The sequence below is a fragment of the Parabacteroides goldsteinii genome (assembly GCF_020091425.1).
In the GTDB taxonomy this organism is placed as follows: Bacteria; Bacteroidota; Bacteroidia; order Bacteroidales; family Tannerellaceae; genus Parabacteroides; species Parabacteroides goldsteinii.
This window is the reverse complement of record NZ_CP081906.1, coordinates 2,648,927-2,673,252: the sequence shown is the minus strand read 5'-3', so window position 1 is coordinate 2,673,252 and position 24,326 is coordinate 2,648,927. Positions and strand designations below refer to the sequence as shown.

Below are 24,326 nucleotides of genomic sequence, written 5' to 3'. Positions count from 1 at the left end.
ATGAATAAGATCGAACTGGCCCGTGCCATCCAGGAAGCGTGTGGATGCACGCAGACAGAAGCAGCCGGGTTGTTGAATACTGTTATAGATGTATTTACAGAGCAACTGTCGAATGGCAATTCCATCAACCTCCAGGGGTTCGGTACCCTGAAACCCTGGCATCAGACCTTGCGTGACGGTCGCAACCCGAAAACAGGAGTACCCGTCACCATCCCTCCGCGCATCAGCGTCAAATTCCGTCCGGGAAAGTTTCTGCTGGATGCATTGAATAAAAAGCAATAACTAATTTTGTAGAAAATAATGAGGCTCGAAACTAGAAATAATTGAACCTACTTTTCCCTTGATGGAAAAGTAGGCAAAAGATCAAGGCTACACCTGCTTCGCTACTTCGCATCCTACGTTCGCTGTCGTCTGTGAACTCGCTGCGCTCAAACAGCACAGCCTCTGGGCGCTCTCTACGGATGCTTCGTTTAACGCTCATCAGTTGAGGCCTTTCATAGAACGCTTTGCGTTCTCTTGGGATTGCTGATACTACCTGTTAAATCCGAAAGTTTTTGTTTTATAAGTATCGGTGTCGGCCATCTTAAGAGGAAGCATAGCTTCCTTGGAAAGGCCTAAGCGGGTGAACGTCCGCGTAGGTGAAAGACGGAACGGTAAAGAAAATCCGTTGTTTGAGCGTAGCGAGTTTCGGATTTTCGAGTGGAGTCTTTCACCGGAGCAGTGAAGCCGGTTGAGCCTTGAACTTTTGGTTACTTTTCTTTCAAGAGAAAAGTAACATTCAAAACTGATAAGGTATGAGCCAGCTTTTTGCGAATATATATAATAATGTGGAATAATCTGAAAGATCTCTTCGGAAGCGAGAAGCCTTCCGTAAATAAGTTCATCTATAAATTCAACCAATTGCCTTCAGAAAAGCAGGTCAGAGTTTTAAAGGCGGTACGCGAAGCCGCCTTTTGTGACTGGAATGAATTGCCACCGTATTACCGTGATTTTCTTCTCTCCCTGTTCAGCCGCTACCGGACAGAAACCCTGGATTCCTTACATCAGGATACGATTCTGGGTGAAATGACTTTTCAACTGAAGAATCCTCATTTGATCTTGCGTGTAATAGCCTTGCTGGAAGGGCGGAAGAATGGGGGATCTCCGTGTTATCTGGATGTTGCCTTCTGTTTTCTGCTGGTCTTCCCTTTCCCTTGTTCGGTGGAATACATCGGAGATTGCCTGCGCACCAAATTTGTGACCGTCGATGATATCGACTTGTTAATAACTGTTGGTGATTTGCAGGATGGAGCGGGACATATACCGTTTAATTCTAAATAAGTATAAATAACGGCCATAATTGTCTGCCGGAATATGCGGGAGAAAATAAGTTTTAGTCAATATACAGGTTTTTGCCCGGGGGAATTCCTCTTTTCGGGTGAGTGATTTTCGTATTCCGGCAGAATACCCGTTTGGTTGCTGTCCTATCTTTGTTATGTGCTCCGATAGCGGACATACAATTCATACATTATTCATTTAATACATTAATTATTATGGCAATGAAGTTTAAGCTGGTTACGAGAAAGAACATGGGGTCGGATCAGGAAGAAGTTCCGGAGAAAATTTATGCACAGATGGTGTGTGGCGATTATGTTCCTTTTGATGAATTTGTGGAAGAGGTTGCCGACAGTTCGGGAGTGGGCAGTGCCGGGGTAAAGGCGGTGATCGACCGTACGGTCGTTGTGCTGGTTCGCCATATGCAACACGGACGAAGAGTACAGGTGGGAGACCTGGGACATTTCCGCTATAACTTCGGATCAGAAGGAGTGCCGGATGAAAAGAGTTTTGCAACGAACATGATCCGCGAGCCGAAGGTTCGTTTCTTTCCGGGGAAGGCGTTGCGCGTGGCTAAAAGTCGGACGAGTTTCGAGAAGATTGCGCTTGGCGATAAGGCGGAAGATAATGGTGGCGGAAGTGGCGGTGACAGACCGGAGATTGAGTAATTGAGTATTGAAGATCGGCGGTTCAATATGTAAGGTTATGAAACGGTTGACGGTTCAGTTGATTATTGCAATCCTGCTCACAATGAGCGGGATTGTCCTTCTCTTCAGCGGATTCTGGATCGATCCTCAGGGATTGATTGATAACAGCGTATTGGTGGCTTTCGGGGAGATCAGTACGTTTGCCGGTGCCCTTTTCGGGGTGGATTATACCTATAAATTTAAAATCAAAAACAATGAATAACACAAATCACAAGACTATGTTAAGCGAGCATTTCGCATTGGAAGAGTTTACCTACAGCCGTATCGCGGTAGAAAATGCACTCGACAACACGCCTCCTGCCGCAGCAAAGACGGCTTTGAATCATCTGGTTACTTATTTGCTGGAACCTTTACGGAAGTTTTACAAATCCCCTGTTGCGATCCTTAGCGGATACCGTAGCGATGCCGTGAACCGTCTTGCCGGCGGTGTTGTTGCCAGCCAGCATCGGATAGGGGAGGCTGCTGATTGTTATGTGGCAGAGGGACCGGAGCAACTACTGGCAGCTCTGCAAAACTCCGGCCTCCCTTTCGACCAGGCTATCTTATACAAACGCCGCCGTTTCCTGCATCTTTCCTTAAAGCAGTTCGGAAGGAACCGGATGCAGGTACTTGTTTATATGATTTGTGTTATTTGTTTGTTTCCGGGCTGCGGATTAAGAAGGAACATACGCCAATCTGAACAGTACGGTTACAGCGATTCCGTCGTTTTCATCCGTAGCGACAGCCTGTTACTTCAACAACATTCAGCCCTTCACGACTCTTTATCTTGGGAATTAAAGCAAATCATCTATCTTCCGCCAGACACGTCCGGCAGGCAACCCCTGCAAAGCATCACCTTCGCCCGTCTTCTCCCTACCACCCACCAAACCGACAGCCTTACAACCAAAACTACTACACAACAATCCAGGTCCGCATATACGGAAGAAAGATCACTTACACAGAAAGAACATCGCGCAACGGGCTATCGGGTTTTGATATTGGTGGTAGTCGGGGGAGGCTTATTTATTAGTACTTGGAGATATCTGGCAAGAAAATATCAGTCGTAAAGCAATATTTAAGTTGAAACTTATTAGAAAAGAAATATATCCTTATCTTTGTACAAAATGATATATCTGAACAATGATTACAAAGATATCAATAGAGAACTATAAGTCAATAACCAAACTGGATTTTTCTCCGGGACGTTTTAATATACTTATAGGGGAGAATGGAGGAGGAAAATCTAATCTTCTTGAGGCCATATCATTTGGGGTAGCTGCTTCTTTGGATAAATTAGATAATGAATTTCTTGGATTGAGAGGTATCAGAGTTACCGAACCTCAGTTTGTGATGTCATCATTTGAGAATAATCCTCCAAAAGAAATTGTTATTTCTTTTCTAACTGATAGGAAAACTTCAAGTATAATTTGTCGGATCGATCCTAAAACAAAAAAGGCAGAATTGTTTGCTGGCTTTCCTATCAGCGGGAATGCGGAAGCGGAACCATTGAGTTATGAAACTATCTCACATATTAAAAACATATTATCTAAAGAAGGGATTTATGTGAACAAGCTGGATATTAGATCCACTTTAGCTGCAGAAGCACATCCTTTTTATGGAAAAGTAGATCCGGAACTTGGGCGTTTTGTTTTTTATTGTCCGGAGGAATCTGCCTTACGTACATTTCGTGATGAATATCAATTATTACCTTTGGGTAGAAAAGGCGAAGGTGTCTTTAAATATTTGAAAGAATTGTCCCAATCTGAAGAAGGAAAGCTTGTTTTAAATGAAATCAATGAGAACCTGTCTCTCCTTGATTGGTTTGATCATATAGAAGTTCCTGCTACAGGGTTATCAAATGATTATACGGTATATATTAAAGATCGCTATTTGACAGATACTATGTCGTATTTTGATCAGAGAAGTACCAATGAAGGTTTCCTGTATCTGTTGTTCTATTTCACATTGTTTATTTCAAAAGATACTCCTGCTTTCTTTGCAATTGATAATATAGAATCGTCTTTTAATCCGAAATTGTGTACTAAAATTATAGAGGTTTTGCAAAAGTTAGCGGTAAAACATAATAAGCAGGTGATCTTGACTACTCATAATCCATTTATATTAGATGGCTTGGATTTATCGGATGAAGATCAGAGATTGTTTGTTGTCAGACGAAATGATGAAGGGCATACGAAAATCAGGCATATTGAATATAAACCGGAACGAAAGAAAAAACTGTCAGAGCTTTGGATGAGTGGAGCTATCGGAGGATTGCCGGATAACTTTTAATATAGATACGGAAATGACCATCGCATTAGTAACAGAAGGTATCTCCGAATACCGCATAACAAAGCATATTCTTACAAAATACTTTAAAGGGTATAACGAAGATATTGACATCAATCAGATGCCACCGAAATTGACTGAAGATGAAAAGAAACAGGCTGATGGTGGTACCAAAGGTGGTTGGGTTGAGGTTTTGAAGTATTGTGAGAACCAGGAAAAACTGGAATCAATCGTTCAAAGTTTGAGTAACATTTAATACAGATTTATTATGTGTAGGATATTTACTTTTCTATTGTTTTGTCTGGTCTCGTTTTCTATGTCTGCCCAATCCTCGAAGGTGGAAGTCTCTTATGAACTTTGTAAGGATGATATGACACGGGAATTGATGGATTTTCAGGATATTCGTTATTATCAGGTATTTATTAAAGGTGATTTTTCAGGAAAGATGTGTAATTTGGTGATGGTACATTGTCGGGATGGTCAGTTGTCCTATGATGAACCGATTCGTTTTCAGGAAAAGGATTCGACGATCCGGCTGACCTATTTTGCCCAGTCTATTGATAGTGATACAGCCAAAATCTCTCTGAAAAGTAAAGCTGTACATTCAACTCGTAAATATGATGTGAAGAACTGTAAAAGTCATATACTGATGGAAACCTATACGGAAGCTCCTCTGACTACGGCGGATACTATACCGGTAATTGCTTATACAACAGGCTTGGTTCAAAATTTTATGTTTGAAGGGAAACCTGTAACCGGTATTGATTATTGTGGATTACGTTTTGCGAAAGTTAATCCTAAAGAGTGGTCGGACAAGTACGGGGTAAAGGACTTTGTTTATTATATCATTTATTTTGAACCTTTCGACATAGGGAAAGAATAACTATTTCACCTCGAAAAGTATCTTACGCTGATTACCCCAGTTGTCGATCAGAGTGAGCATGTGTTTACCGGACTCCACTGTGCAGGCGATCTGGTGGTTGTCTGTTGTTTCTCCAAGGTACGTGTCGTCGAGATGCCAGTAGATGGTGGCGTCGGGACGGGCATGGGCGGCTTTGAAGATAAACTTCTCCTGTTTGCCGGAGAATCCTTTCGGTAAGTATAAGATGGCGTTGTGTTCCGGGTAGATCAGTTCGATCTGCCGGCTTTGTGCCTGTTCGCATCCCGGTTTGATGGGAGGGAGGGGGACGTAGTCGATATGGTAGTTACGGTAATAATATTCCTGTGAAGGCGGGAGCACGAACCAGGGGCGGGTGATCATCCGGTCGACAGACTCGCAGGAACTGTTTACACGAAAACGTCCGTCTGCCGATAGATGGACGAGTTTGTGGTAAGGACATACCGGGGTGTTGATGCCGGAACGGGGGATATATAATGTGTCCGTCTGGTCACAGATCCGGGAGGCTTTGTGTCCGCTGTTGCGACAGATCACCGCCTGTTCCAGTTCGTCGTAAGGCATATCGAACCAACTGCTGCCGGGTAACAGTGAGAAGAGGTCGAAGAGGACAGGGGCTGCATTTCCTACTCCTGTCAGGCCCGGGCGACCTTCGCCAGACGCATTTCCCACCCATACGCCGACGACATAGCGGGGAGTAGTCCCGATAGCCCAGGCATCGCGTCCTCCGTAACTGGTCCCGGTCTTCCAGGCGATCTGCTTCATCGATTCGAATTGTTGCCAGTCGGCTTCTTCTTCCGGGCGGTTGAGGGCGGACATGGCTTCGTAAGTAAACCAAATGGAGGCGGCTGATAATAATGGCTTATCGGTAAGTCGCTTGTCTGTGATTGATTGTATGGGTTCTTTTTCTTTGTTGGGGAATGGTGTCAACGGATGAATATCCTGCGGATTATATCGTCCGTTGTAAGGATGGTAATGGGTGAGAACCCGGGACAGGGAGGCATACATTCCGGATATATCCCATAAAGTACCTTCTGCGCCTCCCAGAATCAGGGACGCTCCGTAATGTTCTTCCGAGAAACGGAGGGAGGTCATACCTAATGTCTTCAGTAAGGTCATGAAACGGCCGGTATTATATTGCGACAACATGCGGACCAGAGGTACGTTCAGCGAACGTTCGATTGCCCGGTGGGCAGGGACGGCACCGTTAAATGTCTTGTTATAGTTCTGCGGCATAAAACCGTTGATGTTCAGAGGTACATCCGATACGAGGGTGGAAGGGAGTATCTGTCCGTCGTGCAGCATGCCGGCATAAAGGAAAGGTTTCAGGATGCTCCCCGTGCTACGGGGGGAAGTGATGATATCGACCTGGTTTCCCCGTTTTTCGTCGGCCTGGAAGGTGGCATTTCCAGCATAGGCCAGGATTTCTCCGGTTTCCACGTCGGCGATAAGGGCAGCCAGGTTATGGATATGGTTGGAACTGCTGTATTCCCGGGCATAACGGTTGACGAGTTCCTGGGTTTGTTTCTGCAAGGAATACTGTACCGATGAGGTGATACGTATTCCCGGTGTGCCGGCGGCCAGCCGTTCCAGCAGATGAGGAGCTTCGTTGGGTAAGGGTACCGGGGCTTCCGGCAGAGGTTCCATGCAGGATAGTTCGTATTCGGTATTGTCGATGATATTTCTTTCCTTCAGCGTGTGCAGGAGTTTGTCGCGTTTTGTTTTCAGTTGTTTCCGGTTCCTGCCCGGATGGATAAGGGCGGGAGAGTTGGGTAGTACGGCCAGTGTGGCACTTTCCGCCCATGAGAGATCGGAAGCGCTGCGTCCAAAGTAACGCCAGGCCGCTGTCTCGATGCCTACAACGTTCCCTCCGAAGGGGGCATGGGAAGCATACAGGTTGAGTATTTCCTTTTTACTATGGGTCGTCTCCAGGAAGAGCGCCCAGCATATCTCGATACTTTTTTCGTACACGGTACGATCCCGGTTTCCCCGGGCGAGGCGTGCCAGCTGCATGGTCAGTGTACTTCCTCCGCTGACGACGCGGTGGTACCGGACATTCAGATAGGCGGCACGCAGAATGGCTGCCGCGTCTATCCCCGGATGATAAAAGAAATATCGGTCTTCATAAGTAGTCAGGCAGGTAATGAATTTATCCGGCAGAGAATCGGTCGCCGGAAACCGCCATTGCCCGTCCGGTGCAATCCTCGCTCCCAGCAGGTTACCCTCCGAAGAGTAAAGTAATGTCGAGTAAGATACGGGGAACAGGGTACGGGGAACCAGCAGGTACATCCCTCCCCAAAGAAACAGGATAAACAGCAAAATAGATATTATCCAGGTTTTATTTATCGTCATAATGCCCTAAAGCTGATACTATATAAACTGTCACGATATTTTCATCTACTATGATCTCTGCTCTATGTAATGTTTTAGTTGCCATACTTTCCATTGTTATAGTTATTACAAAGATAAGGATAAAAATGAAAGATCAGGTGGAATACGTTCTATCGTAGAATATAATTCTTTATATTTGTGAAATAAGTAGATGTGCTGATGTTTGTTTTTGATCTTGAATAAGTAGTAACCGTTAATTGGAAGAAATATGGCAAGGTATCTTTATTTGATGTGTTTATGCTATTTGTTGTGCCTGTTGGGCAGTTGTACTTCAAAGAGTAGTGAAGGCGAGACGGGAGAGTTGCCTTTTAACCCGCATGTGGAAGCGTTTACCTCGGGTAAAATATCCAGGTATACACCGGTGTATCTGATATTCAATCAGGATATACCACAGGATAAATTACAGAGCGACCGGTTGTCGAAGCTGGTCCGCATCAAACCGGATATAGCCGGAGAGTTTTCTTTTGAGAATAACCGGACTATCGTTTTCAAACCTGCAAAAGAGTTTGACCGGAATACCTCCTACAAGCTGACGGCCGACCTTTCCGAATGGTTTGACGTGACAGGCAAGGACAAGCAGTTTACCTTCGGCTTTTCTACTTTCCCTATGGCGTTGCGTGCCAATCTGGAATCGATGGAGATCAACAAGAAGAACGAGAACGGTTATGATGTACTGTGCACTTTGCTGACCCCCGATAAGGAGACACCGGAAACAGTTGAATCGTTGGTCCGCTTCTCAGAAAAGGTGGATGCTGTATGGCAACACAGCCCCGACGGTAAAAAACATCAGGTTACTTTGCAAAATGTACAGGCCGGAACCGACGGAAGCCGTACGCTTACCCTTTCCGTTGCCCCGAATAAACTGGGCGTTGCCGAAGATAAGCTGCTATCCGTAAGTATCCCGGATATGAACGATTTTGAGGTTTATGACGTGACTTATGTGACGGAACCGGAACGGTATGTGGAAGTGACGTTCTCTAAAGAGCTGGATTCTTCGCAGGATATGCAGGGATTGGCCTTTATCGCCGGGAATACCTCCGAGACGGTGAATGTGGAGGGGAATCGTCTGCGTTTATATCCCGATGCTCAACGTACGGGAGTTATGAATGTACATCTGAACCATCAGATACGCAGTAAGAACGGCCTTACTCTGAAAGAAGATATTACCCGCCAGGTCGAGATCAGCAGCCTTCTGCCGGATGTCAGGTTTGTCGGGCAGGGAGTTATTATACCGCAATCCACTCAATTGCTCGTACCTTTCCAGGCCGTTTATCTTCGTGGCGTTGTGGTACGTGTGATAAAGATATTGGAGCAGAATATCGGCCAGTTCCTCCAAGTGAATAATCTGGACGGGACTTCGGACCTGATGCGTGTGGGCCGCCTGGTCGCACGTAAGACGATCTTCCTGGATGAAGACGGCAGCGATCTTACCCAATGGAACACCTATGCTATCGATATGAAGCAAATGATGGAACCTGAACCCGGTGCCATTTATCGTGTCGAACTTTCTTTCAATAAAGATCTGTCGGCCTATCCTTGCGATGATTCCGTGAAAGTCTCCCGCGAACAATTGCTTGCTGAAGATGAAATCAAATTCAAAGAGGAAAGTTCGCGTTTCGATAATGGCGGATACTATTATTATAATGGTGATTTCGACTGGAGTGGTTATAATTACAACGAACGGAATGACCCCTGTTCGAATAGTTACTATTATAATAAGGTAGAAGGCAAGAATGTGCTGGCAACCAACCTCGGCCTGATAGCAATGGCAGGTGAGGATAATGAAATGACAGTCCTGGTGCATAACCTGATGACGACTCATCCGGAGAATGGTGTCAATGTCGCAGCTTACAACTACCAGAACCAGCAGCTGGTATCGGGTATTACGGACAGCCAGGGACAGGCCCGTCTGAAGATAACTTCAGGCAAGCCTTTCTATCTGATCGCCTCTTTGGGAAATGAACGCTCTTACCTGCGTGTGGATGGCGGATCGGCATTGTCGTTAAGCTCTTTCGATGTCTCCGGCGAGGTCGTACAGAAAGGCATTAAAGGATTTATCTATGGTGATCGGGGCGTCTGGCGTCCGGGCGATACCTTGTTCCTGAGTTTTATGCTGAACGACCGTGCCAAAAAACTTCCCGCCAACCATCCGGTGGTAATGGAACTGTATAACCCGTTGGGACAATTATATCTGCGTAAGACACAGACCCGGGGAGAACTGGGTGTGTATTCGTTTGCCATGCCGACGGAACCGGATGCACCGACAGGCGCCTGGAATGTAACTGTAAACGTGGGAGGCGTCAGCTTCACCAAACGCCTGCGTGTGGAATCCATCAAGCCGAACCGTCTGAAGATCGACCTGTCCATGCCCGAAAAGACATTATTGCGCGGCGATCCGCTGAACGCACGTCTGCATACGGAATGGTTGCAGGGAGCAACGGCAAGGAACCTTAAATACGATATTCAGGGAACCTTTATCTCTACACCGACCACTTTCAGCGGATTTAAGGATTTCTATTTCGATGATCCTTCGAAAGTGTTTAACAGCGAAGAGAGCAAACTGATCTCCGGAACGACCGACGAGAAGGGAGACGCCCTTGTGCAGGCGAAGTTTGAGATCGGTTCGACGGCTCCGGGTATGCTGATGGCAAACTTCGTGACCCGTGTGTACGAAGAGTCGGGCGATTTCAGTATCGATGCCAACCGGATGTTGTATTCGCCTTATAAGCGCTATGCCGGTATCAAGTCGCCGCAGCAGACACGCGAACAACTCAATACGGGAAGTAATTACACCTACGAAGTCGCTTCGGCCGATTACCTGGGCAACCCGCAGGCCAATACGGAACTGGAGGTACAGGTCTATAAAGTGTATTGGTACTGGTGGTGGAGTTCCGACAACAGTAGCCTGGCAAACTATGTCTCCGACTCCTATAACAAACCCGTCAAAAATATGACAGTCCGTACCGGGGAGAACGGGCGCGGGACCTTTAGCTTATCGTTCGGCAATGAAGAGTGGGGCACTTACTTTATTTCCGTGAAGGATAAGGAAAGCAAGCATTCGACCGGTGTCATGAGTTATTTTGACTGGCCTTATAACGAGGGACGGAGGAATGCCGACGGCAGTGAATCGGCCAGCATGCTGACCTTCAAGACGGATAAGGATAATTACCAGCCGGGCGAGAAACTGGTTATCACCATCCCTTCAGCCAAAGGAAGCCGTGCCGTTGTCAGCATAGAAAACGGCACGAAGGTATTGTCCGTCACCGAACATACCTGTGACGACCAACAGACCGTAATCAAACTGGACGTGACCAAAGAGATGCAGCCGAATGCCTACGTTTATGTAACGTTGTTGCAGCCTCACGGAATCACGAAAAACGATTTGCCGATCCGTATGTACGGCGTTGTCCCGTTCATGGTGACTTCTCCGGAAAGTCATTTATATCCCCAGATCAGCATACCGGACGAGATCAAGCCGGAAGCCAACTATGAGGTAACCGTTTCCGAAAAGGACGGCCGCGAAATGGCCTATACCTTAGCCATTGTGGACGAAGGCCTGCTCGACCTGACTCGTTTCCGCACCCCTGAACCCTGGAAGGCGTTCAATGCCCGCGAAGCCCTGGGTGTAAGTACCTGGGATATGTATAATTTCGTAGTCGGCGCTTACGGCGGACGTATCGAACAATTGTTCAGCATCGGTGGCGACGATGCCCTTAACAAGGGGCCGAAAGCCATTGTGAACCGTTTCAAGCCGGTTGTCATGTTCGACGGCCCGTTCCTGCTGAAGAAAGGGGAGAAGCAGCGTCATTCCTACCGGATGCCGAACTATAACGGTCGGGTGAAGGTCATGGTCGTAGCCGGCAACGGTGAAGCCTACGGAAATGCCGACAAGAGCGTTTTCGTGCGCAAGCCTGTGATGTTGCTCGGAACGTTGCCCCGTGTGATCGGTGTCGGCGAAGAGATGGTTGTCCCGGCCACCGTATTTGCTACCGAGAACGGTGTCGGAAATGTCAATGTCTCGATCAGTTGTTCCGATAATATGGAAGTTGTGGGACCGGCCACCCAACAATTGAACTTTACGGAGAAGAGTGACAAGCAAGCCTCGTTCCGTATCAAGGTGAAAGACCAGCCGGGAGCCGGACGCGTAACGATCACTGCATCGGGCAAAGGCGATAAGTCGGTTTACACAACGGATATCGAGATACGTTCAGTCTCCCGTCCGCAGGTGAAGGTATTGCCTGTCACCCTGGAAGCCGGTAAGTCCTGGAAAGAAACGGTTCGGATGCCGGGAATGAAAGGTACCAATTCGTTGACCCTCGAAGTGTCCGACGTGCCGCCTTTGAACCTGTCTTCCCGCCTGTCATACCTGATCGGTTATCCGCACGGATGCGTCGAACAGATCACCTCCAAAGGTTTCCCGCAATTGTACGTCGGTGAATTTGCTGCTTTGTCGAAGGCACAGCAGACAACGACCGGAAACGCCGTTAAGGAAGTCATCCGTCGCTTGCGTTCTTACCAGACGGTAGACGGTGCATTCTCTTACTGGCCCGGCGGAACCAGCAGCAATGCCTGGGGAACGGTCTATGCCACCCACTTCCTGCTTTCTGCCGAGACGAAAGGATATCTGGTGCCCGACGGCATGAAACGGAATGTCCTGAATAATCTTCGCCGTGTGGCACGCGACTGGAAGCCCGTCAACTCCTATTATTCCCGTTCGGAAGAGATGACGCAAGCCTATCGCCTCTATGTTCTTGCTTTGGGACAGACGCCGGAAGTAGGCGCCATGAACCGCCTGAAAGAAAATAAATCGTTGCAACCGATGAGCCGCTGGCTGCTTGCCTCCGCCTATGCCTTGATCGGCCGCAGCGACGTGGCAAAGAACCTGATCGAAAAGACTACGGAACTGAAAACAGATTATTCGGACTACGACCTTACATTCGGCAGCGACCTGCGTGACCAGGCCATCCGCCTGATGACGCTTACCCTGCTCGGAGACGGTAAGGAAGCCGCCCTGCTCACCCGTGACATCTCGAAAGAACTTTCGTCGGACGATTGGCTGAGTACGCAATCCACGGCCTTTGCCCTGGTATCCCTCTCCGAATACATGGCAAAATACAAGGTGGGCGGATCGATGGATTTCACCTATTCCTGCGCCGGAAAGAATGACAAAGTCAGCTCCGTCAAGAACGTTTGGACGGAAACCTTACTGGAAAAAGCTGGGGCATCCGCTTCCGTAGAACTAAAGAACACCGGAACATCGACCTTGTTCGCCCGCATCATTACCGAAGGTATTCCCGAACAGGGTAAGGAAGAAGCCTATGCGAACGGCCTGTCGCTAGCCGTCAGCTACACCGACCAGAACGGCCGGGCTGTGAATATAGCTGACATGCAGCAGGGAACGAATTTCATAGCCGTGGTGACGGTCAAGAATCCTACCGCCCGTGGCATAAACAACCTGGTCTTGACGGAAATATTCCCTGCCGGCTGGGAAATCCTGAACACCCGCTTCCTGAACGACGGGGCGACAGACAAGACAGCCACAGGCATAAATTACCAGGATATCCGCGACGACAAGGTGTATAGTTACATCGACTATCTGCCTTCCGGCCGCCAGGTGACGGTAAAGATCAATCTCTGTGCCGTTTATCCGGGACGTTTCTATCTGCCCCCGGTTTATTGCGAAGCCATGTACGATAATTTGGTACGGGCGAATACCGAAGGGAAAGAAGTGGTTGTAGAGTGAAAAAAAGTCTTTTAGGCCTAAGAAATCCCGGTTAACTGTTTAAAGTGGACTTCTTAGGCCTAAAAAGTGGCTTTTCAATGGTGAAAGTTTATCTTTTAGGCCTAAAAGACGTGTTTCAAACGTTTAAAGTAGACTTCTTAGGTCTAAGAAATGACTTTTCACCGTTTAAAGTTCATTCCCTAGGTCTAGGAAGGCAACTTTCACCGTTTAACCGGCATTCCCGAACTTCCAAATCGTAAGATAGTCCAACTACATCGAAACAAATGCTTGTTTTATTCAGAAGTAACCTTTTTATCTTTGCCGTGGATAAATACAACTGATTCATGAAGAAAAAACACTTACTCTTTGCTTTGTTTTGTAGCGGACTTCTATCCTGTACAGCGCCTACAGCAACTCAACAGTTAGCCGGGGATATCCTGGCCGACCAAAGTTTTCATACCGTCGACAGTATGGCCCGTGCCGTAATCCGCAGCGGTTTTAATGCCGGAAGCGGTTACTCCCAGATATGGGCGCGCGATATGAATACCTTTATTGAAGTGGCCTGCGAAGAAAGCAACCCGTCCGATCTGCGCAATGCGATCCTGCTGTTTTTTGCCCTGCAACAGCCAAACGACGAGATGATAGACGGATATGTCCTGAAAACAGACTTCAACTGGGGTGACGATCATCCTTATTATTCTGATGCTGCGCCCGACCATGTCGCTTTCAAGAATACAGTCGAAACAGACCAGGAATCTTCCCTGATCCATATCGTAGGAAAGTATATCCGCAAGACCGGCGACACCTCTATCCTGAACGAAGTGGTAGCCGGCCGCACCGTCTACGACCGTATGGTCGGAATGATCGACTATCTGATGAAGGAACGTTATAGCGAACAATATGGCCTTCTCTACGGAGCCATGACGGCAGACTGGGGCGACGTGCAACCCAACGACGATTTCGGTTGCGATATGAATGAATTGTCGGACCCAGCGATCGATGTCTACGACAATGCCATGTTTATCATCGCCCTCGATTTTATGCAGGAAATGACTGCGGATAATGTGGATAAGACCCGCTGGAAAGAACTTCGCCAGCATATAGCAGCGAATACCCGCAAACATCTCTGGGATGAACAGCGTCAGAAGTTCATTCCCCATATCTACCTGGAGAAATCTCCGATACCGGAAGGCTTTAACGAACTGGATGTGCATTATCACGGAGGAACCGCCATCGCGATAGAAGCCGGTCTGTTGTCTCCCGAAGAAATAGCCGTTGTCAATGCGCAGATGTTGGAGAATGTCCGTCTGTCCGGTATGCCGAGTATCGGTCTTACGTTGTATCCTACTTATCCGGAAGGGTTCTTCCGTGGTGGAATGTCCAAACCCTATATTTATCAGAATGGGGGAGACTGGACCTGGTTCGGCGGTCGTATGATCCAGCAGCTTATTGCCAACGGCATGGTGAAGGAAGCCTATGAAGAAGTGCATCCGATGATTGACCGCGTCATAAAGAACCAGGGATTTTATGAATGGTACGGCAAAGGTGGCGTACCCAGCGGTTCCGGTCATTTCAAAGGCTCGGCCGGGGTACTGGCGAAAGCTATCGAGATGTTCAATCAATGGTCGGAAGAGAATAAATAATAAAATATCATATAAATGAGAAAAAGTAATTACGATAAAAGTCCCTCGACAACCGTCGACGGGGCTCTTTGGAAAGGTTGGGAGTCTGTTCTGGATAAGTTGAAGGACGTATGCAACGTCCCGGAAGAGTTGGCACGAAAGGTCGTTGTCATTGAATGTTATCATGGTGTATACCCGGAGGAACTGGCTGAACACCTGGCAACATTGCATCCTTCTTTGATGATTCATTCGGATCAATGTTTTAAAGGCGTAGAAGATATTGAGAAGATGACGCGTCCTTATCTGACAGACGATCGCCTTTTTGGACGCCGCGCCCCGTTTTACTATGCAGACTTCCTGGATGCGGACAAAGTAAAAGAATGCCGGGAAAAGATAAAAGCTGCGACCGGACTGGTAATCGTCTACGGGCATGCTGCGGCAGAGGTTGTCCCCGAAGCTGATGTGTTGGTCTATGTCGATATGGCACGTTGGGAGATACAACAACGTTTCCGCCAGGGAAAGATCGACGGCCTGGGAGTAAGAAACCGGGAGGAAGCGCCTTCGCTCCATTACAAACGCGGATATTTCATTGACTGGAATGTTTGTGACGCCCTGAAAAAACAACTGTTACCGAAAGCCGATTACTGGCTGGACACTCATATCCCCGGTATGCCTAAAATGATAACCGGCGAAACCCTGCGTGCCGGACTGGAAAAGACAGCCCGTAAACCGTTCCGTGTGGTTCCTTTCTTCGATCCGGCCCCCTGGGGAGGACAATGGATGAAGGAAGTTTGCGACCTCGATAAGGAACAGGCAAACTTCGGCTGGTGTTTCGACTGCGTGCCCGAAGAGAACAGCCTGTACCTGAAAGTAGAAGGCGAACTGTTTGAGATGGCCTCTAATAATCTTGTATTTTATCAAACCCGTAACCTGTTGGGAGGCCCGGTCGAATCGCGCTTCGGACAGGATTTCCCGATCCGTTTCGACTTCCTGGATACGATGGGAGGGGGCAACCTCAGTTTGCAGGTACACCCGACTACCCAGTATATCCGTGATACGTTCGGTATCTATTATACACAGGACGAAAGCTATTATCTGTTGGATGCCGGAGAGGATGCAACCGTTTACCTCGGTCTGAAAACGGGCGTGAACCCGGATGAGATGATCGACGCATTGAATGAAGCCCAGGTATCGGGTAAGCCGTTCGATACGGAGAAGTACGTAAACAAATGGCCGGCCAGGAAACATGATCATTATCTGATCCCGAACGGTACTATCCATTGCTCCGGTTCCAATGCGATGGTACTGGAGATCAGTGCTACCCCGAGCCTTTTCACATTCAAATTATGGGACTGGGGACGCCTGGGGTTGGACGGCAAACCGCGTCCAATTAACATTACCCACGGTTCGCATGTGATACAATGGGAACGGCAGACGGAGTTTGTACGCGACCAGTTGGTCAACCATTTCGAACCGCGTGCCGAAGGCGAAGGCTGGGTAGAAGAACGTACCGGTCTGCATGAAAATGAGTTTATCGAAACCCGCCGTCACTGGTTTACCGGCACAGTGCCGCACAATACAGGTGGGGGAGTCAACGTTTTTAATGTGATAGAAGGAGATGAACTGATCGTGGAAAGTCCGGTAAATGCGTTCGAACCGTTTATCGTTCATTATGCCGAGACATTTATCGTACCGGCCGTAGTCGGTGATTACACGATCCGCCCGTATGGCATTTCAGAAGGAAAAACCTGCGGAACGATCAAGGCTTATGTACGGACGAAAGGATAACAATCGAATATCAATTAAACACACATATATATAATGTATAACGATAACCGCATAGTAATGACTCTTGATGCCGGAGGGACCAACCTGGTCTTTTCGGCTATCCGTGGGGGAAATGAGATAGTGACTCCTATAACGTTGCCCTCTTGTGCCTGTAATCTGGAACAGTGCCTGGGGCAATTGGCAACAGGTTTTTCCCGGATTCGCGAACAACTGACGGAAGCTCCGGTTGCCATCAGTTTTGCTTTTCCCGGGCCAGCTGATTATCCGGCCGGTATTATCGGTAATCTGCCGAACTTCCCTTCTTTCCGCGGAGGCGTAGCGTTAGGCCCGTATCTGGAAGAAAAGTTCGGCATCCCTGTCTTCATCAATAATGACGGCGACCTTTTTGCTTATGGCGAAGCGCTTACCGGCGCATTGCCGGAGATAAATCTTCGTCTGGAAAAGGCAGGAAGCATGAAACGTTATAAAAATCTGCTCGGCGTAACACTCGGTACCGGTTTTGGTGCCGGAGTCGTGATAAACGGTGACCTGCTGATGGGAGACAATGCAGCCGGAGGCGATATCTGGTGCTTCCGCAACAAGAAACACCAGCAATATATCGTAGAGGAAAGCGTCAGTATCCGAGCCGTGCAGCATGTCTATCGCGAGCTTACCGGCGACACTTCCGCTTTGACTCCGAAAGATATTTTCGATATCGCCGAAGGTACCCGTCCCGGGAATCAGGATGCCGCCCGCCGTGCCTTTGCCGAACTGGGGGAAATGGCCGGGGATGCCATAGCGCAGGCCATCACTTTGATCGACGGTTTGGTCGTGATTGGCGGAGGACTGACCGGTGCCGCCAAATATTTCATGCCTGCCTTGCTTGAAGAGATGAACAGCGAGACCGGTATGATGGACGGAAGCCGTTTCAGCCGTCTGCAAAGCAAAGCATTCAATCTGGATGACGAAGCGGACTTCAACCGGTTTGCCCGAGGGGAAGCGGTGAAGATACCTGTTCCCGGTTCGGACCGCCAGGTGGATTACGACCCTTGCAAACGCATCGGTGTCATGATAAGTAAGCAGGGAGCCAGCCGCTCGGTCGCTCTGGGTGCTTATGTATATGCCTTAAATCATTTATAAGAATATAAAAATAAATACGCCATGAATAAAAACTATTTAATAACTCCGGTTCTCACCCTTCTGACAGGCTTGCTGGTTGTTTCCTGCTCACCGGTGAAAGAAGAGAAGGCGGTTGCGGAGAACCTGTCCCAATATGTGGAGCCACGTATCGGGACGGCACATTGCCGCTGGTTCCATTTCACCCCCGGTGCGATGCCTTTCGGTATGGCGAAACCTGCTCCGTCGACAAACGCCCATTTGGGGAATAACTCCGGCTGGGAAGCAACCGGCTATGATTATCGCGATACTTCCATTGAAGGTTTTCCCTGTCTCCACGAGTTTCAGGTGGGTGGTATCGTCCTGATGCCGACGGTGGGTGAGTTGAAGACTGTCCCCGGTGCCGTGAATGATTCGACCGGAAGCGGTTACCGTTCCCGTTTCGACCATTCGGAAGAGATTGCCACTGCCGGTTATTATTCTGTGAATCTGCAAGACTACCATATCCGGGCAGAATTGACATCTACTCCTCGTGTGGCTTTTCAGCGTTATACGTTCCCTGCTTCCGAAGAAAGCCGTATCCTGTTCGATATAGGTAACCGGCAGGGTGAAAGCGGTGCTGTGAAGGATGCCTCCGTCACGTTGAACGATGACGGGACAGTTGAAGGCTGGGTGATTACCTTGCCGGAATATGTAAAGAAATACCAGCCGGGCGCAACAGTGCCGTTGTATTTTTCCGCCCAGTTGGATAAACAGCCTTCCGGATACGGCACCTTCATCGGTGAAAAGGTACAGCCGGATGCAAAACAGGTTTCCGGAGTCGGTTCGGGTTTATATCTCACCTATAAGACTGCGGAAGGAGAAAGCATTACTGCCAAGGTCGGCCTGTCATATACCTCTGTGGAAAATGCCCGTCTGAACCGTGATACGGAAGCCCGCACGCTTACCTTTGACGAGGCGAAAGAGGCGGCTCACCGGCAATGGGAAAACTACCTCGGACGCATCCGGGTAGAGACACCGGTCAAAGAAGATAAGGTGAAATTCTATACCGGTCTTTACCATGCCCTGCTGGGACGCGGCCTTGCCAGCGATGTAAACGGAGCCTATCCCCGTAACGACGGTAGTGTAGGGCAGATACCTTTGGAAAATGGCAAGCCTGCCCATAACCTTTATAATACCGATGCAGCCTGGGGAGCGCAATGGAATCTTTCGCAAGTTTGGATTTTGGCTTATCCTGAATATGCATCCGATTATATCAGCAGTCATTTGCTGGTCTACAAAGATGCCGGATGGTTGGCGGATGGCTTGGCCAATAGCCGTTATGTATCGGGGGTAGGGACCAACCTGCTGACTACGATTCTGGCCGGGGCTTATCAGTGCGGTATCCGTGATTTCGATGTCGACCTGGCTTATGAGGCTTCTATTAAAAATGAACTCGACGGTACGAACCGTCCGCTGGGGGCCGGAAAGGTCGATACGGATAAGTTCCTGGAATACGGATATGTCCCCCATCTGGAAAATGGTAATGGTCCCGACGAGGCCTTTATGTTCTCCGCCTCCCATACATTAGAATATTCTTACAGTGCCTGGGCAGTCGCTCAATGGGCAAAGAAATTGGGTAAGACTGACGACTATGATAAACTGATGTGGCTGTCGAAAGGCTGGGAGCGTATCTATGATCCGTCCACTAATTTTGTTCATCCGAAGAAGGCTGATGGAAGTTTCATTGATAACTTCAACCCGATGCAGGTGTGGCGCGGTTTCCAGGAAGGAAATGCCTGGCAGTACACGTTCTATGTGCCGCATGATGCGGCAGGCCTGGTCGGCAAAGTCGGAGCCGATGTTTTCAATCAGCGTCTCGACAGTATCTTTACTGTTTCCCGTGAGCTGATCTTCAGCGGTGGCACGGAGGTAGGAGCCTTTGCCGGTCTGCAAACTTTGTATAATCATGGCAACCAACCTTGCCTCCATATCTCCTGGTTGTTCAACGAGGCGGGACGTCCTTCGCTGACCCAGAAATGGGTACGTGCCATTCTGGACGAGTTCTATGGAACGGATGGTATTCATGGTTACGGTTACGGGCAGGATGAAGACCAGGGACAGTTGGGTGCCTGGTATGCGATCGCTTCCCTGGGACTGTTCGATGTCAAAGGACTGACAGACCCGCAACCTTCTTTTGCTTTGGGCAGCCCTGTATTCGATAAAATAACGATTCAGCTGAATAATACATATTATAAAGGAAAAGAATTTGTTATCGAAGCAAAGAACAACAGCAAAGAAAACTATTACGTTCAGCAGTACCGTCTGAATGGTAAAGTCTATCCAACTACCCGCATTCCTTTTGAAACAATTGCAGCGGGAGGACGTCTGGAACTGGATATGGGGAATCAGCCGGTAGATACATATAATGATTATTGAAAAAACAATACATACCATGAATAAACAAAATTCGAAAGCCATTTATCCCATCCTCTTCGGTTTCTTTGTGATGGGTTTCGCTGATGTTGTCGGCATAGCAACCAACTATGTAAAGGTAGACTTCTCCCTGTCCGATACATTGGCAAACCTGATTCCGATGATGGTTTTCCTTTGGTTCGCCCTGTTTTCTATTCCGACAGGAGTTATGATGGGAAAGCTCGGACGACGTAACACGGTGGTCATCGCGTTGGCTGTTACAGCTCTGGCGATGTTGCTGCCTCTGTTCTTTTATGACTTTGCCTGCATCCTGTTGGCCTTTGCCTTATTGGGGATCGGTAATACTATTTTACAGGTTTCCCTGAATCCGATGGTGGCTAATGTAGTTAGTCCGGACCGTATTACGAGTGTCCTGACTCTGGGGCAATTTATCAAGTCGATTTCCTCTTTCCTCGGCCCGATCATTGCCGGGGCGGCTGCCTCTTTCTGGGGTGACTGGAAATTGATATTCCTTGTTTACGCAGTAACGACACTGATCTCTACGATCTGGCTGATCTCCACGATCCCGGGAAAGGAAAAGCTGGAAGAGGCCGGGGCTACCTTTGCTACCACCTTATCCCTGTTCAAGGATAAATATATCGTATCCCTGTTCCTGGGGATCCTTTTTATTGTCGGTATAGATGTCGGCTTGAACACTACTATCCCCAAGTTGCTGATGGAACGGACAGGCATGCCTGTTTCCGAAGCCGGACTGGGTACCAGCCTTTATTTTGCCGCCCGTACGATCGGTTCGTTTGCCGGAGCTTTCCTGCTGGCGAAACTTTCCGGTGCCCGCTTCCTGAAATATAGTATGTTTGTTGCGATAGCAGCATTTGTCTTGTTGTTGCTGGTTCCGGATATGTGGAGCATGTTTGTTATGATCGTTATTGTAGGGTTGGCGTGTGCGAATGTCTTTTCGATCATCTTCTCGTACGCCCTTCAGCACAAGCCGGAACGGGCAAATGAAATATCCGCCCTGATGATTATGGGAGTATCCGGTGGTGCCCTGATAACGCCGTTGATGGGAATTGTAGCCGATGGTTTCGGGCAGGTTGCCGGATTGTCCATCCTCCTGCTTTGCATCCTTTATATTTGTATAATCTCTTTTAGAATCGATAAAAAATAGATGCTTATGAAAACGCTTAAAACCTTATTCCTGACAGGGCTGGCATTGTTTGTCCTGTCATCCTTTGCCTGGAGCGCTTCGACCGCTCCGCCGGGGATCGAGACGCATCTCTTTCCCGCTTTGTATAAAACAGCAAAAGGCCCGGTACAGAAAGTACGGGTTACGGTAAAACACGAAGGAGCCTCCGCCAATGCAACGATTACCCTGGGCGATCAGTCCCGGAAAGTGAAATTGAATGACGGGCCGAATCCCTTCTTTTTTGAGATACCGCAGGTACAGTCTACCGTGCAGTTGCCTCTGACAGTAACTGTCGGTAAGGAACAAGAATCTGCCCGGGTGGAAGTAAAACCTGTCCGTCACTGGCAGATGAATATGGTGCAGCATACGCATACCGATATCGGTTACACCCGTTCGCAAACCGAAATCCTGGCAGAACATCTCCGTTACATCGACTATGCGCTCGACTATTGCGACGCCACCGATAATTACCCCGACTTTGCCAAGTTTCGCTGGACCTGCGAAATCGCCTGGGCCGTCAGCGAATACCTGAAATGCCGCCCTGCCGAACAGATCGCCCGCCTGAAAAAGCGGGTAGCCGAAGGACGCATCGAACTGGCTGCCATGTATCTGAACTTCGACGAATTGCCCGACGAACAGACATTGGCCGCCTCCCTCTACCCGTTGAAGGCTTTCCGTGAAGCTGGAATGAAAGCGGAAGTCGCTATGCAGAACGATGTGAACGGTATCGGTTGGTGCTTCACTGAATTTTTTGCCGATGCAGGTGTGAAATATGTAAATATGGGAACACACGGTCATCGTGCCTTGATCTGTTTCGACATACCGACCGTATTCTGGTGGCAGTCTCCTTCCGGGAAAAAGGTGTTGACTTATCGTGCCGAACATTACAACCAGGGAAACTTCTTCGGTATCCACACCGATAACTTCGAGCAGTTCGAAGAACGCGTCCTGAATTATCTGGGTGAAATGGAAGCCAAGAACTATCCGTACGATATCGTTGCCGCCCAGCACTCCGGTTATTTTACCGATAATTCGCCCCCTTCGACAAAGAGTTGCGAGATGCTGATGAAGTGGAATGAGAAATACGAATGGCCCAAACTCCGCACGGCAGTTGCCAGCGAGTTTATCAAAGATGTAGAGACGAACTATGCCGATAAGATACAGACCATCCGTGGCGCATGGCCTGACTGGTGGACAGACGGTTTTGCTTCCGGTGCCCGTGAAGCGGCTATTTCCCGTATCACTCATTCGGACATTATCGCTAACCAGGCTGGTCTGTCTTTTGCCGGTATGCTGGGAGCCAAACTTCCTGCCCAGATCGGTAACCAGATAGACGACATCAACAAGGCCCTGCTGTTTTATGATGAACATACATTCGGTTACAGCGAAAGCGTCCGTAATGCCTATTGCAAGGAAACCTGGGAGCAGCGTTCCCTGAAACAATCGTATGCCTGGGAGGCTTACCGTCATTCCGGTTTGCTGGGAGAAGTGACGATGGGATTGTTGCAGTCTTTCGTGCCGAAAGCCGAATATCCCTCGGTGGCTGTCTTCAATACGTTGAACTGGACATATAGCGGTATAGCCAAAGTGTATATCGATCACCAGATATTACCTCGCGAAAAAGCCTTTGAAATAGTGGATGCTTTCGGGAATATCATTCCTGCGCAACCGGCGGAAAGCCGTTCGGACGGTACTTACTGGTCGCTTTACGTGAAAGACGTACCTGCTTTCGGGTATGCCCAATATTATATAAAGGTAAAAGACGAGCCTCGTCCTGCCGTGCAATTGGCAGATAAATTGGAGAATGCTCATGTCGAGAATCCCTGGTATGCCATCGACTTCAATACTCGCAAGGGAACCATCAGTAAACTGTTCGACAAGGAACTGAACAAGGAGCTGACTACCCCGAATGCCGAGTGGGAACTGGGCGAATTTATCTACGAGATCATCGACAGCCGTCATCCGATGGAACAGTACCGTGCACCGCAATTCCTTCGCCGCCGTCCCGAACGGATCCGTTTCGAGCGTTACGAAAAGGGAGCGATCTGGGATACGTATCGTTTCCGTGGCGAGACCGTTGCCGGTCGTGAACCGAACAACCTGATGGTCGAGTTCCGTGTATTCAATGTGACAAAGAAGATCGATATTGTTTACCGTCTGCGTAAAAAAGCCATTACCGATCCCGAAGCTGTCTATATCTCGTTCCCGTTTGAGGTGAATCAGGGAAAGATATTCCTGGATGTTCCCGGCGGAACGATCGAAGCGGGTGTAGACCAGATTCCCGGTTCATCGAACGACTGGTATACCGTCCAGAACTTTGCTACGGCGCGTAACAGCGAATCGCAGGTCGTGATGGGCAGTCCTGAAATACCGTTGATGCAGTTCGGGGCAATCAACACCGGACGCTATAAAGCCGGTGCCGTTCCCCAATCCACCAATATGTATTCCTGGCCGATGAACAACTATTGGGTAACCAATTTCAATGCCGACCAGATGGGTGAACTGCAATGGAGTTACTTTATCAATTCAAGCAAAGACAACTCGATTGGTTATGCCACCCGTTTTGCCTGGGAGAACCGCATCCCGTTCCTGACCCGCGTATTGCCGGCGGGAGCGAAGGGAAGCAAAGTCGTATCTCCTGCTTCCGTGTTCAATATCTCATCCGACAACCTGTTGCTGGTGAATATGAAACCTGTTGAAGGAGAAAACGCCGTGATGCTTCAGTTGCGCGAGATTGCAGGAAAACCGGCTGAATTTGCCGTTACTTCCGATAAGGTCAACTTTACGAAAGTCACTGTTTGTGATGTAGTGGGAGACCCGGTTGCCGGAAATGCAACAACAGATTTTGTCCCCTGGGAGAATAAGTTTATAAAACTTTCCTGGTAATCTATCTGTAAGATAAAGCGATGCCACTTATGAAACTATCCTT

17 protein-coding genes are annotated in these 24,326 nt (G+C 48.5%); 15 read left to right on the top strand and 2 right to left on the bottom strand.

Going from position 1 to position 24,326, the window contains the following annotated elements; translation table 11 throughout:
• On the top strand, window positions 1-282 hold the full coding sequence (locus K6V26_RS12200) for an HU family DNA-binding protein (protein WP_122328542.1): 282 nt from the start codon (window positions 1-3) through the stop codon (window positions 280-282).
• Between the two features lie 31 nt (window positions 283-313).
• Here the strand turns inward: K6V26_RS12200 and K6V26_RS12195 are convergent, their stop codons facing one another.
• Window positions 314-481: a hypothetical protein gene (locus tag K6V26_RS12195; protein ID WP_154278419.1), complete on the bottom strand. Its 168-nt coding sequence runs from the start codon at window positions 479-481 to the stop codon at window positions 314-316.
• 344 nt (window positions 482-825) lie between these two features.
• Between K6V26_RS12195 and K6V26_RS12190 the strand changes: the two genes are divergently transcribed.
• The 7 genes from K6V26_RS12190 (at window position 826) to K6V26_RS12160 (ending at window position 5,169) form a co-directional block, all read left to right on the top strand.
• Window positions 826-1,320: a hypothetical protein gene (locus K6V26_RS12190; RefSeq protein ID WP_224265452.1), complete on the top strand. Its 495-nt coding sequence runs from the start codon at window positions 826-828 to the stop codon at window positions 1,318-1,320.
• Window positions 1,321-1,532: 212 nt separating this feature from the next.
• Window positions 1,533-1,982: an HU family DNA-binding protein gene (locus K6V26_RS12185; protein WP_224265451.1), complete on the top strand. Its 450-nt coding sequence runs from the start codon at window positions 1,533-1,535 to the stop codon at window positions 1,980-1,982.
• Window positions 1,983-2,019: 37 nt separating this feature from the next.
• A complete protein-coding gene (locus tag K6V26_RS12180; protein WP_186961410.1) occupies window positions 2,020-2,223 on the top strand; it encodes a hypothetical protein in 204 nt (67 codons plus the stop codon).
• Window positions 2,216-3,067, top strand: coding sequence for a D-Ala-D-Ala carboxypeptidase family metallohydrolase (locus K6V26_RS12175; RefSeq protein WP_224265450.1), 852 nt, complete (start codon window positions 2,216-2,218; stop codon window positions 3,065-3,067). Before K6V26_RS12180 ends, K6V26_RS12175 begins: the two co-directional genes overlap by 8 nt.
• A gap of 73 nt (window positions 3,068-3,140) precedes the next feature.
• Window positions 3,141-4,289, top strand: a complete 1,149-nt coding sequence (locus K6V26_RS12170; RefSeq protein WP_048317032.1) for an AAA family ATPase — start codon at window positions 3,141-3,143, stop codon at window positions 4,287-4,289.
• 13 nt (window positions 4,290-4,302) lie between these two features.
• Window positions 4,303-4,542, top strand: a complete 240-nt coding sequence (locus K6V26_RS12165) for a hypothetical protein (RefSeq protein WP_007658106.1) — start codon at window positions 4,303-4,305, stop codon at window positions 4,540-4,542.
• Between the two features lie 12 nt (window positions 4,543-4,554).
• Complete coding sequence (locus tag K6V26_RS12160) at window positions 4,555-5,169, top strand: hypothetical protein (protein ID WP_010802774.1); 615 nt, start codon at window positions 4,555-4,557, stop codon at window positions 5,167-5,169.
• Here the strand turns inward: K6V26_RS12160 and pbpC are convergent, their stop codons facing one another.
• Window positions 5,170-7,470 carry a penicillin-binding protein 1C gene (pbpC, locus tag K6V26_RS12155; RefSeq protein ID WP_224265833.1) on the bottom strand — a complete coding sequence of 767 codons (2,301 nt, stop codon included), beginning with the start codon at window positions 7,468-7,470 and terminating at the stop codon, window positions 5,170-5,172.
• 310 nt (window positions 7,471-7,780) lie between these two features.
• Between pbpC and K6V26_RS12150 the strand changes: the two genes are divergently transcribed.
• The 7 genes from K6V26_RS12150 to K6V26_RS12120 all read left to right on the top strand — a co-directional run bounded on the left by K6V26_RS12150 (window position 7,781) and on the right by K6V26_RS12120 (window position 24,283).
• The gene (locus K6V26_RS12150) at window positions 7,781-13,315 is read left to right on the top strand and encodes an alpha-2-macroglobulin family protein (RefSeq protein WP_224265449.1); all 5,535 of its coding nucleotides are present in this window, start codon (window positions 7,781-7,783) and stop codon (window positions 13,313-13,315) included.
• A gap of 323 nt (window positions 13,316-13,638) precedes the next feature.
• Window positions 13,639-14,937 carry a GH36-type glycosyl hydrolase domain-containing protein gene (locus K6V26_RS12145; RefSeq protein ID WP_224265448.1) on the top strand — a complete coding sequence of 433 codons (1,299 nt, stop codon included), beginning with the start codon at window positions 13,639-13,641 and terminating at the stop codon, window positions 14,935-14,937.
• A gap of 15 nt (window positions 14,938-14,952) precedes the next feature.
• A complete protein-coding gene (locus tag K6V26_RS12140; protein WP_224265447.1) occupies window positions 14,953-16,704 on the top strand; it encodes a class I mannose-6-phosphate isomerase in 1,752 nt (583 codons plus the stop codon).
• 30 nt (window positions 16,705-16,734) lie between these two features.
• Entirely contained in the window at window positions 16,735-17,823 is a 1,089-nt protein-coding gene (locus tag K6V26_RS12135) for an ROK family protein (RefSeq protein ID WP_224265832.1), read from the top strand.
• A gap of 21 nt (window positions 17,824-17,844) precedes the next feature.
• Window positions 17,845-20,217: a GH92 family glycosyl hydrolase gene (locus tag K6V26_RS12130; protein WP_224265446.1), complete on the top strand. Its 2,373-nt coding sequence runs from the start codon at window positions 17,845-17,847 to the stop codon at window positions 20,215-20,217.
• A 16-nt stretch (window positions 20,218-20,233) separates the two neighbouring features.
• Window positions 20,234-21,379, top strand: a complete 1,146-nt coding sequence (locus K6V26_RS12125; protein ID WP_010802781.1) for an MFS transporter — start codon at window positions 20,234-20,236, stop codon at window positions 21,377-21,379.
• A 6-nt stretch (window positions 21,380-21,385) separates the two neighbouring features.
• Window positions 21,386-24,283, top strand: coding sequence for a glycoside hydrolase family 38 N-terminal domain-containing protein (locus K6V26_RS12120; protein ID WP_224265445.1), 2,898 nt, complete (start codon window positions 21,386-21,388; stop codon window positions 24,281-24,283).
• The last annotated feature ends 43 nt before the right edge of the window (window positions 24,284-24,326 follow it).

Excerpts from the sequence above, each read along its gene's own strand:
- K6V26_RS12125 (WP_010802781.1), top strand. The coding sequence starts at position 20,234 with ATGAATAAACAAAATTCGAAAGCCATTTATCCCATCCTCTTCGGTTTC.
- K6V26_RS12200 (WP_122328542.1), top strand. The coding sequence starts at position 1 with ATGAATAAGATCGAACTGGCCCGTGCCATCCAGGAAGCGTGTGGATGC.
- K6V26_RS12180 (WP_186961410.1), top strand. The coding sequence starts at position 2,020 with ATGAAACGGTTGACGGTTCAGTTGATTATTGCAATCCTGCTCACAATG.
- K6V26_RS12170 (WP_048317032.1), top strand. The coding sequence starts at position 3,141 with ATGATTACAAAGATATCAATAGAGAACTATAAGTCAATAACCAAACTG.
- K6V26_RS12140 (WP_224265447.1), top strand. The coding sequence starts at position 14,953 with ATGAGAAAAAGTAATTACGATAAAAGTCCCTCGACAACCGTCGACGGG.
- pbpC (WP_224265833.1), bottom strand. The coding sequence starts at position 7,470 with ATGTACCTGCTGGTTCCCCGTACCCTGTTCCCCGTATCTTACTCGACA.
- K6V26_RS12145 (WP_224265448.1), top strand. The coding sequence starts at position 13,639 with ATGAAGAAAAAACACTTACTCTTTGCTTTGTTTTGTAGCGGACTTCTA.
- K6V26_RS12120 (WP_224265445.1), top strand. The coding sequence starts at position 21,386 with ATGAAAACGCTTAAAACCTTATTCCTGACAGGGCTGGCATTGTTTGTC.
- K6V26_RS12195 (WP_154278419.1), bottom strand. The coding sequence starts at position 481 with ATGAGCGTTAAACGAAGCATCCGTAGAGAGCGCCCAGAGGCTGTGCTG.
- K6V26_RS12130 (WP_224265446.1), top strand. The coding sequence starts at position 17,845 with ATGAATAAAAACTATTTAATAACTCCGGTTCTCACCCTTCTGACAGGC.
- K6V26_RS12150 (WP_224265449.1), top strand. The coding sequence starts at position 7,781 with ATGGCAAGGTATCTTTATTTGATGTGTTTATGCTATTTGTTGTGCCTG.
- K6V26_RS12160 (WP_010802774.1), top strand. The coding sequence starts at position 4,555 with ATGTGTAGGATATTTACTTTTCTATTGTTTTGTCTGGTCTCGTTTTCT.
- K6V26_RS12185 (WP_224265451.1), top strand. The coding sequence starts at position 1,533 with ATGGCAATGAAGTTTAAGCTGGTTACGAGAAAGAACATGGGGTCGGAT.
- K6V26_RS12175 (WP_224265450.1), top strand. The coding sequence starts at position 2,216 with ATGAATAACACAAATCACAAGACTATGTTAAGCGAGCATTTCGCATTG.
- K6V26_RS12190 (WP_224265452.1), top strand. The coding sequence starts at position 826 with ATGTGGAATAATCTGAAAGATCTCTTCGGAAGCGAGAAGCCTTCCGTA.
- K6V26_RS12165 (WP_007658106.1), top strand. The coding sequence starts at position 4,303 with ATGACCATCGCATTAGTAACAGAAGGTATCTCCGAATACCGCATAACA.